Source organism: Pseudomonas sp. ICMP22404, assembly GCF_006227205.1.
Classification (GTDB): Bacteria; Pseudomonadota; Gammaproteobacteria; order Pseudomonadales; family Pseudomonadaceae; genus Aquipseudomonas.
Map to the genome: position 1 here is coordinate 263,802 of NZ_VCNG01000003.1, position 10,214 is coordinate 274,015.

9 protein-coding genes are annotated in these 10,214 nt (G+C 61.9%); all 9 read right to left on the reverse strand.

From position 1 onward, the window contains the following. Nucleotides 1-283: 283 nt before the first annotated feature. Nucleotides 284-1,057: an enoyl-CoA hydratase gene (locus tag FGE05_RS07100; protein WP_024777310.1), complete on the reverse strand. Its 774-nt coding sequence runs from the start codon at nt 1,055-1,057 to the stop codon at nt 284-286. Nucleotides 1,058-1,070: 13 nt separating this feature from the next. Further along, nucleotides 1,071-2,198 carry an acyl-CoA dehydrogenase gene (locus FGE05_RS07105; RefSeq protein ID WP_041023099.1) on the reverse strand — a complete coding sequence of 376 codons (1,128 nt, stop codon included), beginning with the start codon at nt 2,196-2,198 and terminating at the stop codon, nt 1,071-1,073. A gap of 9 nt (nt 2,199-2,207) precedes the next feature. Beyond that, entirely contained in the window at nt 2,208-3,395 is a 1,188-nt protein-coding gene (locus FGE05_RS07110) for an acetyl-CoA C-acyltransferase (RefSeq protein WP_139643048.1), read from the reverse strand. Nucleotides 3,396-3,407: 12 nt separating this feature from the next. Next, nucleotides 3,408-4,169 (reverse strand): SDR family NAD(P)-dependent oxidoreductase, encoded by a 762-nt coding sequence (locus FGE05_RS07115; RefSeq protein ID WP_139643051.1) that lies wholly within the window; start codon nt 4,167-4,169, stop codon nt 3,408-3,410. 16 nt (nt 4,170-4,185) lie between these two features. Beyond that, nucleotides 4,186-5,850 carry an AMP-binding protein gene (locus FGE05_RS07120; protein WP_139643054.1) on the reverse strand — a complete coding sequence of 555 codons (1,665 nt, stop codon included), beginning with the start codon at nt 5,848-5,850 and terminating at the stop codon, nt 4,186-4,188. 241 nt (nt 5,851-6,091) lie between these two features. Then, the gene (locus FGE05_RS07125) at nt 6,092-7,549 is read right to left on the reverse strand and encodes a glycosyltransferase family 39 protein (protein ID WP_176562989.1); all 1,458 of its coding nucleotides are present in this window, start codon (nt 7,547-7,549) and stop codon (nt 6,092-6,094) included. 67 nt (nt 7,550-7,616) lie between these two features. After that, complete coding sequence (locus FGE05_RS07130) at nt 7,617-7,910, reverse strand: lipid-A-disaccharide synthase N-terminal domain-containing protein (protein ID WP_041023770.1); 294 nt, start codon at nt 7,908-7,910, stop codon at nt 7,617-7,619. Between the two features lies 1 nt (nt 7,911). Beyond that, complete coding sequence (locus FGE05_RS07135; RefSeq protein WP_139643059.1) at nt 7,912-8,655, reverse strand: glycosyltransferase family 2 protein; 744 nt, start codon at nt 8,653-8,655, stop codon at nt 7,912-7,914. 30 nt (nt 8,656-8,685) lie between these two features. Next, a complete protein-coding gene (locus tag FGE05_RS07140) occupies nt 8,686-9,657 on the reverse strand; it encodes an NAD-dependent epimerase (RefSeq protein WP_139643062.1) in 972 nt (323 codons plus the stop codon). Nucleotides 9,658-10,214 lie beyond the last annotated feature (557 nt).

The following is a 10,214-nucleotide window of genomic DNA, read 5'->3' on the forward strand; positions in this document are numbered from 1 at the left end:
CTGCCAGTCAAATGACTGCAAGCCGATAGGCCGCCATCGCGAGCAGGCTCGCTCCCACAGGGTTCTATGGCGTACACACATGCTGCGCACACCGCAGGATCACAGTGTGGGAGCGAGCCTGCTCGCGAAAGCGGCGTGTCTGCCACGGAGGCGCTGACTGTGCCGCCGTCTTCGCGGGCAAGCCCGGCTCCCACAGGGTCTTGTGGCGTACACAAAGGCTGCGTACACCGCAGACCCAGTGTGGGAGCGAGCCTGCTCGCGATGGCGTCTGTCAGGGCGCCGCTTACTTGTCCTGGAACTCCGCCGGCCGCTTGGCCACGAAGGCCGCCATGCCTTCTTTCTGATCCTGGGTCGCGAACGCCGCATGGAATACCCGTCGCTCGAAACGCACGCCTTCGGACAGGCTCACTTCAAACGCACGGTTGACGCTTTCCTTGACCATCATGCTGATCGGCACCGACTTGGACGCGATCAGCGCGGCAGTTTTCAGGGCGTCGTCCAGCAGTTCGTCGGCCGGTACGATCCGCGCCACGATGCCGCAACGTTCCGCTTCCACCGCATCGATGAAACGCCCGGTCAGGCACATTTCCATGGCCTTGGCCTTGCCCACCGCGCGGGTCAGGCGCTGGGTGCCGCCCATGCCCGGCAGCACACCGAGGTTGATTTCCGGCTGGCCGAACTTGGCGTTGTCGCCGGCCAGGATGAAGTCGCACATCAGCGCCAGCTCACAGCCGCCCCCCAAGGCGAAGCCGTTCACCGCCGCGATAATCGGCTTGCGGCGGTTGGCCACGCGGTCGCTGTCGCTGAACAGGTCGTCGAGGTAGATCTGCGGATAGGTCAGCTCGGCCATTTCCTTGATGTCGGCCCCGGCGGCGAAGGCCTTCTTCGAGCCGGTCAGCACGATGCAGCCGATCTTCGGGTCCGCTTCCAGGCTGTCCAGCGCGTGGTTCAACTCACTGACGATCTGCGCGTTCAAGGCGTTCAGCGCCTGGGGACGGTTGAGGGTGATCAGGCCGACGCGGTCCTTGATTTCCAACAAAATCGTTTCGTAGCTCATGCAGGACTCCTGTTCAAAGATTGCGCGAAATGACCATGCGCTGAATGTCGCTGGTGCCTTCGTAGATCTGGCAGACCCGTACATCGCGGTAGATGCGTTCCAGCGGGAAGTCGTTGAGATAACCGTATCCGCCCAGGGTTTGCAACGCCATAGAGCAGACTTTTTCGGCCATTTCCGAGGCGAACAACTTGGCCATGGAAGCCTCTACCAGTGCAGGCTGACCGTTATCCCGCAGCGCGGCGGCGTAATGCACCATCTGCCGTGCCACGGCGATCTGGGTCGCCATGTCCGCCAGGCGGAACGCCACGGCCTGGTGCTCGATGATCGGTTTGCCGAAACTCTGGCGCTCGCGGGCATAGTCACGGGCCGCTTCGAATGCCGCTCGTGCCATGCCGACCGATTGCGCCGCGATGCCGACCCGCCCGCCCTCCAGGTTCGCCAGGGCGATCCTGTAGCCTTCACCCTCCTCCCCCAGGCGATTGGCGACCGGGACTTTCACATCCTCGAACAGGATCTGGCAGGTGTCGGAGGCGTGCTGGCCGAGTTTGTCCTCGACCCGCGCCACGCTGTACCCCGGTGAATCGGTGGGCACGATGAACGCGCTGATGCCCCGCTTGCCTGCACTCGGATCGGTCACCGCGAACACGATCACCACCCCGGCGTTCTGCCCGGAGGTGATGAACTGTTTGCTACCGTTGAGCACGTAATGATCGCCGTCCAGTCGTGCCCGGGTCTTGAGGCTGCTGGCGTCCGAGCCGGCCTGGGGCTCGGTCAGGGCAAAGGCGCCGAGCATCGCGCCGCTGGCCAGGGGCGTGAGAAACCGGGCCTTCTGCTCATCGCTGCCGAACTTGAGGATCGGCACGCAACCCACCGAATTGTGCACGCTCATGATGGTCGAGCACGCCCCGTCGCCGGCGGCGATTTCTTCCAGGGCCATGGCGTAAGTCAGGTAGCCGGTGTCGCAACCGCCCCACTGTTCCGGCACGAGCATGCCGAAGAAGCCCAGTTCGGCCATCTCGGCGATAGCTTCCCTGGGAAAGCGGTGCTCGCGGTCCCACTCGGCGGCGAACGGTTTCAAGCGTTCCTGGGCGAACTGCCGGGCCACGTCGCTGATTTGTGTCTGTTCTTCAGTCGGGAGCATGGTGATTCCTTAATACAGGCATTCAACGGCCATGGCCGTGGCTTCGCCGCCGCCGATGCAAATCGCCGCAACGCCGCGCTTGAGGCCCTTCTGGCGCAGGGCCGAGAGCAGCGTCACCAGGATCCGTGCCCCGGAAGCACCAATCGGGTGGCCCAACGCACAGGCACCGCCGTGGATGTTGACCTTGTCGTGGGGAATTTCCAGCTTGGCCATGGTCACCAGCCCTACCACGGCAAACGCTTCGTTGACTTCGAACAGATCGACTTCATCCAGCGACCAGCCGGTCTTTTGCATCAGCTTCTTCACCGCGCCAATCGGTGCGGTGGGGAACAGGCTCGGCGTATCGGCAAACGCCGCGTGGCCGTGAATCACCGCCAGGGGTTTCAAGCCGCGCTGTGCCGCCTGGCTCTGGCGCATCAGCACCAGGGCAGCGGCACCGTCGGAAATCGAGCTGGCGTTGGCCGCCGTCACCGTGCCGCCCTCGCGGAATGCCGGCTTGAGGGACGCAATCTTGTCGATTCGCGCCTTGGGCGGCTGTTCGTCGTGGCTCACCGTGACCTGTTCCTTGCCGACCATGACCTGCAGCGGCACGATCTCGGCGTCGAAACTGCCGTCCTTGATCGCCTGCTGGGCGCGGGTGGTGGACGCAATGGCGAAGGCGTCCTGGGCCTCACGGCTGAAACCGTTGGCTTCGGCGCAATCCTCGGCGAAGGTGCCCATCAGGCGGCCCTTGTCATAGGCGTCTTCCAGGCCGTCGAGGAACATGTGGTCCAGGACCTTGCCGTGGCCCATGCGCAAGCCGCTGCGGGCACGGTCGAGCAGATACGGGGCGTTGGACATGCTTTCCATGCCGCCGGCCACCACCACCTCGGCACTGCCGGCCACGAGCATGTCATGGGCGAGCATGGTCGCTTCCATGCCCGAGCCGCACATCTTGTTCAGGGTGGTGCAACGGGTCGATTTGTCGAGCCCGGCACCCAACGCCGCCTGCCGCGCCGGAGCCTGGCCCTGGCCGGCGGCGAGCACGCAGCCGAACAGCACTTCTTCGACGGAGCCCGGGGTGATACCGGCGCGCTCCACGGCGGCCTTGATCGCGGCCGCGCCCAGTTGCGGGGCGCTGAGGCTCTTGAGTTCGCCTTGGAAACCGCCCATTGGCGTGCGGACGGCGCTGACGATGACAATCGGATCGTGGGTCATGACAAATTCTCCTTACTTCGCTGCCATGCGCAAGGCACCGTCGAGACGGATCACCTCGCCGTTGAGCATGCTGTTTTCAATGATGTGCCTGACAAGCGCCGCATACTCGGCGGGTTTGCCCAGGCGCGGCGGAAACGGCACGCCGGCGGCCAGGGATTCACGGACTTCCGGGGTCATGCCGGCCATCATCGGCGTTTCGAAAATTCCCGGGGCGATGGTCATCACGCGGATGCCGAAACGCGCCAGTTCCCGGGCGGCCGGCAGGGTCAGGCTGGCAATGGCGCCCTTGGATGCCGCATAGGCCGCCTGGCCGATCTGACCGTCGAAGGCAGCCACCGACGCGGTGTTGATGATCACGCCGCGCTCGCCGTCGGCATCGGCCTCGGTTTCGGCAATGGCCGCAGCGGCCAGGCGCAGCAGGTTGAAGCTGCCGATCAGGTTGACGTTGATCACCTGGCTGAAGCTGGCGAGCCCGTGGGGGCCGTTCTTGCCGAGGATCTTTTCGCCACGCACGATGCCGGCGCAGTTCACCAGGCCGTTCAGGCCGCCAAATGCCTCGACAGTGGCCTTGACCGCCGCTTCGGCCGCCGCCTCGTTGCTGATATCCGCTACTACGCTCCGGCAGCCGAGCTTCTGCGCCTGGGCGGCCACGGCCTCGGCATTGAGGTCTACCAGCATCACCTTGGCGCCGGCCTTGACCAACAGCTCGCCGGTGGCCGCACCGAGGCCGGACGCACCGCCGCTGACGAGGAAAATTTTATTGTCGATCTGCATCATGGTTTCCTTGGGTTCAAGCTGAAACGTTCTGCGCCGCCGCTTCTTGGGCTTTGGCAATTTCCTGGTTGCGCAAGATAAAGCGCTGCAGCTTGCCGCTCGGAGTTTTCGGCAAGTCGCTGACAAATTCGATTTCACGGGGATACGCATGGGCGGCCAGGCGCTTGCGCACGTGTTGGCGCAACTCTTCGGCCAGTTCTGGCGCGGCACGGTACTGGGCACTGAGCACGACGAAGGCCTTCACCAGCTCGGTACGCTCCGGGTCGGGTTTGCCAATCACCGCGGCTTCGACCACCGCCGGGTGTTCGATCAAGGCGCTTTCCACGTCGAAGGGACCGACGCGGTAGCCCGAGGTGGTGATCACGTCATCACTGCGACCGACGAAACTGATGCTGCCGTCCGGGTTCAACTCGACGGTATCGCCGCTCAGGTAATAATTGCCGACGAACGCCTTGGTGGGCCCGCCCTCATAACCGGCGAACCAGCACATCGGCGACTGGCTACGGTCGACGGCGAGAATGCCCGGCTGGCCGACGCCCAGCTCCTGGTGACGGTCATCCAGCACCACGATCCGGTGGCCCGGCGAGGCAAAGCCGGCCGCTCCCAGGTGCACTGGATGTTCAAGCCCGTGGTGATTGCACAGCACCATGCCCAGTTCGGTCTGGCCGTAATGGTCGTGGATCACCACATCCAGGTTATCGGCGAACCAGCGGATCACCTCCGGGTTCAGCGGCTCGCCGGCGCTGCTGACGATGCGCAGCCGACCCTTGATCGACCGGGCGAACTGCTCGCCTCCGGCAATCAGCAGGCGATAGGCGGTGGGCGAGCCCGTGAGGTTGGTAATGCCGTATTTGTTGATGACCCGGCACGTGCTTTCCAGGGTGAAGGGACCATCGTAGAAGGTGATGGGATGGCCCATCGCCAACGGGCCGGTCACGCCGAAGTAGATACCGTAGGCCCAGCCCGGATCGGCAACGTTCCAGAAAGCATCTTCGGGACGCAGGTCCACGGCGTCACGGGTGTAGCTCTGGAAGGCAACGATGGCCTTGAGCGGCACGGACAATGCCTTGGCCGGCCCGGTGGTGCCGGACGTGAACATAAGTAGGAATGGGTCTTCACCGGTGAGCATAACCGGCTCGCACTGGTTGGAGTGGTTCGCCACCTCAGCCCAGAAACTGTAGTCGCCCCGCACGATCCCCCGGCCTTGTTCGCCGCCGACGGTGACGACGGTGGGACAACCGGTCACTTCGTTGAGCTTGGGCCGGTTGACGCTGTCGGTAACGACGATGCGAGCCCCGGAGCTGCCGAGACGGTGCTCGATGGCCTTGGGTCCGAATGCGGTGAACAATGGCTGATACACGGCCCCGATGCGCCAGGTGGCGAGCACCACGATCAGCAGCTCCGCGGTACGCGGCAGCAGGCCGGCTACCTTGTCGCCCTTGCCCACGCCCTGGGCCAGCAGGAAATTGGCGAAGCGTGCAGCGTTGTCCTGCAGGTCACGGTAGGTCCAGGTCGCATCGCTGCCGTCACGGCCCTCCCAGAACAACGCGATGCGACCCGGCAACGCGTGCCGGTCGCAGCACTCGACGCAGGCGTTCAACGCCTCGAGCGAACCGTGGAGTGCGGCGTCGACAGTGTGCAGGTAATCGAACTGCGACGTGGCGGACGAGTAATCGCGCATGACTAGAATCCCTCTGTACTTTTTATTGGTTGGGGGAACCGTGGACAGAGGAATACTCGCGCCGAAGGGCTTGGGCGGCAATGGTCAAAGCTATCAAGTTGGCTGACTGGTTTGGCCATGGTTTGGGGGTGGGTTGCCGGTCATGGCCCTATCGCGAGCAGGCTCGCTCCCACAGGAGATCTGTGCTCACCGCGAAACCCTTGTGGGAGCGAGCCTGCTCGCGATAGCAGTCTCCCAGTCGCTACAAAGGCTGCTTCCACGCAAATGAATACACCTTCCCCGGTGCCTGAGGCTGGCACCGCTGGTTATCCGCATCGGCCCCCACCAGGAACCACTCGGCCCTGGAGGTCTCGCCGACGCTGTGGGCCTTTTGCGGGTCGTAGCAGCGCGCCAGGTCCCGCGCAGGCACCAGCGCATAGGCCTGCGGGTGGCTACGAAGCCACAGCGCGGATTGCTCCAGGGATTGATCGCTATAGAAACCGAAGTGCACGATGGGTTGTCGGGCGAACAACCAGTGCCCTTCACGCCACCCCACCAGCACCAGTTCGGCGTTGTTGCTCAATCGCGCGACGTCAGCCATGAGGGTTTCGTGGGGGTTGACGCCCTCCTTGTGGGGCTCGACGAAGCCGCGGACAAACCAGGCGCACAGCCACACAACAGTCAGGACAACGAACACCGTCCTGCCCCGCGGGCGCCGGCTGAACCAGCGGCGCAACATCCACGGAACCAGCGGCGCCACCAGCAGGATCAACCCTGGCAATGCCGGAAAAATATACAGCTTGCGCTTGCCGCTGCTCAGGCTGAAGAACAGCAGCACCAGCAGCACCCACCCGAGCAGCACCAGCACCCGCCCATCGTGCTTGAGCAATTGCCTGCGCCAGGCCGGCACCAGCCAGGGCAGCATGAAGAAAATCGGCAACCAGTACTTCGGTATCACCTCGACGAAGAAGTACCAGAAGGGTTCACGATGCTCCCACGCGTTGGCATAGCGACCCGCCGTTTGCTTGAACAGGATTTCCTGGGCATAGGCCAGGCTGTCGGCACTGCCCTGCGCCACGATCAACAACAGCGGGCCCAGCCATACCGCAATGGCCGCCAACGCCACCAGCAGCCCCAGCCACCAGGCAGCGGCTTTTCCGGGCATCGGCGTCACACCTTTCCAGCCTTTACGCACCGCGTAGGCATAAGGGATCAGCATCAACACCGGCAGAAAGCCGACCCCTTTGCTGATGATGCCAAACCCCATCGCCGCACAGGCGATGTAGTACCAGCGCCAGTCCGGCCCGAGCAACAGGTGCCGGCACAGGCCATAGAGACCGAGAATGGTCCAGAGCGCGAGAAAACCATCGATCTGTCCAGTGCGCAGAATACTGTAGGTCTGGTAGGTCGCCAGGAACAGCAGCGCCGCAATCACTCCGATGCGCCGCCCCCATAGGCGCCGGCCCAGGTCATACAGGCAGGCCGTGGTCACGCTGCCGGCCAACAGCGCGGGCAAGTACAGGGCAACATTTGGCAGGTGGGTCAGTTGCACGAACAGCGCCACCGCCCACATGAACAGGGGCGGCTTGTCGGCGTAGATTTCCCCGGCCCGATGGGGAATGAACCACGAGCCGTTCTGCAGCATTTCCAGGGCCACGCCGAGGAAACGTTCTTCATCGACATTCAGCGGTTGCCGCCAGCCGAGCCCGGCACCCACCATGACCAACGCCAATAGCGCAAAACCCAGCCATTCCCATCGTGGGGAAGATAATCGTATCCGCACCGTTTCAGCCCCTTTTGTCCAGCTCAAGGCCTTTGTGCTCGTGCTGCCTGGCGATCAACTGCAAGTTGCGCAGGTACACGATGAAGCCGAAGGACTGGCCGAGGATGAAGACCGGGTCTTCGCGATAAATGGCGTATGCCAGCAGTAACGCACTGCCGACAATGCTCAGGTACCAGAATCCCACCGGAATCATGCTGCGCTTCTTGTATTCACTGTAAAGCCACTGCAGGGCAAAGCGCCCGGTAAAGACCAACTGGCCCATGAATCCCACAGCCAACCACATCGATTCCCTGCCCATGTCAGGCCTCGCTTTCTTGCGCGTTAACGTCCAGACGGGTGCGTTTGATCAACCACCACACTCCCAACAAATCGACGATGCCCACCAGGGCCCGGTCCAGGTTCCCGTAGTTGGACACCCCTGCCCCGCGTTCACGGTGATTGACCGGCTGAACCAGCATCCGGCCGTTATGACGACGGATCAGGGCAGGAATGAATCGGTGCATGTGATCGAAGTACGGCAGGCGCAAAAAGGCCTCGCGCTCGATCAATTTGATGCCGCATCCGGTATCCGGGGTCTGGTCTTTCAGCAGACTGGCACGCAGCTTGTTGGCAAACCGCGAGGCCCAGCGCTTGCTCGCCGTGTCGCGACGGTTCACCCGATGCCCCGCCACCAGCTTGACGCCTGCGGGCTTGCCTTCCGAACCGCGCACCAGGTCGAGCATTTTCGGCAGATCGGCCGGGTCGTTCTGGCCATCGCCATCCAGGGTCGCCAACCAGTGCCCGCGAGCCACCACGGCGGCATGGTGGATGGAGGTGCTCTGTCCCAGGGAGCGGGCATGGCTGAGCACTCGCAGCTGAGGGTAGCCCTGGCCTTGCAGCGTGCGCAGTTCGGCCGCAGTGGCGTCGGTGCTGCCATCGTCCACTACGATGACTTCAAAGGCCTCGTTGACCAGCGCTGCGCGCACCTCCTCCAGCAACGGAATGAGATTGCCTGCTTCGTTCTTCGCCGGGATCAAGACGGATACATAAGGGGTTTCGAGCATGGTTTTCCTATGGACATTCGAAATGCGCGGTTAAACGCGGTAATAGTCGCGGTACCAATCGACAAACGACCGCACACCGCTGGACAGCGAAGTCAGCGGGCGAAACCCCACCCGATCTTCCAGGTCACGGGTGTCCGCCCACGTGTTGAGCACATCGCCTGACTGCAACGGCAAGAAGTTCTTGATGGCGCGGATGCCCGTCGCCTCTTCGATGCATTCGACAAAATGCAGAAGCTTCACCGGCGAACCGCGTCCGATGTTGTAGACCTTGTTCGGTGCGCCGCTTTCGTCGGTAGGCGGGCGTGGCAGCAATCGCACGAGGCCTTCGACGATGTCGTCGATGTAGGTGAAATCCCGAGACATCGCACCATCGTTGTACACATCGATGGCGCGGCCATTCAGGATGGCGTCAGTGAACTTGAACAGCGCCATGTCGGGTCGGCCCCAAGGCCCATACACGGTAAAAAAGCGTAGGCCGGTCGTGGGAATGCCGTAGAGATGGGAATAGGAATGCGCCATCAACTCATTGGCACGCTTGGTCGCGGCGTAGAACGACATGGGTCGATCGACCGGGTCGGTCGTGGCATACGGCAGGTGATCGTTCAATCCATACACCGAGCTACTCGAGGCATAGATCAAGTGCGTCGGCTCATGGGCACGGCAGGCTTCGAGGATGTTGAGAAAGCCCACCAGATTGCTTTGCGCGTAGGTATCCGGACTGTCGATGGAATAACGCACGCCGGCCTGGGCAGCCAGGTGGATGACCTGCTCGAAACGCTGTTCGGCAAACAGATCCAGCAGTGCTTGCTTGTCGGCCACATCGAGCCAGCGGAACTGAAAGTTGGAACAGGCCTCCAGTTGCGCAAGCCGGGCCCGTTTCAACTCGATGCTGTAATAGCCATTGAGGTTATCGATACCAATGACCTGATGGCCGTCGGCGCATAAGCGTTTGACGGTATGAAAGCCGATGAAGCCAGCGGCACCGGTGACCAGGATTCTCATGCGCCGGACTCCTGCCCAACCAGGAGGCAGGAGAACGCCTTGAAACTGACATACCTGCTACTCAAAACAGTCACTTGCATACTTCACTCTGTTTGATGGCCCGATTTTTCGGAACTTGCAGAGCTTTTATCAAACTTAAATGACGGTTTTGTGATCGAAACATGACTTGCTGGAAGCGCGAATGCGCGAACGTGAAAACCATCAGGGTCGCCAGCCTGTTGATAGGACTAAAAAGGCATGTGCCTAGCAGAATAAAATGTAATACAGATGAAAAATCACCTGTAAGCATTCTGCCACTAGCCATGTAAGAGTCAGGCTCGAATGTGAAAACTTCCTAATTAAGTGAAGTTTTTTTTAATCAGCTTTTTTTCACACTTCTTTCAAAAAAAACCGCCTAACCTCAATAAATACGGGCTAACTCGTCTCGAGTGCCTCCTGCCCAAGCAACGCTGAAACACTTCCTACGGTGCTTTCCTTACGAGGTAACTCCTTGATACGGCCTTATTTTTAGCGTCTACGCTATCGTTGGATCCAATCTCTCGTTTTCAACGCTTACT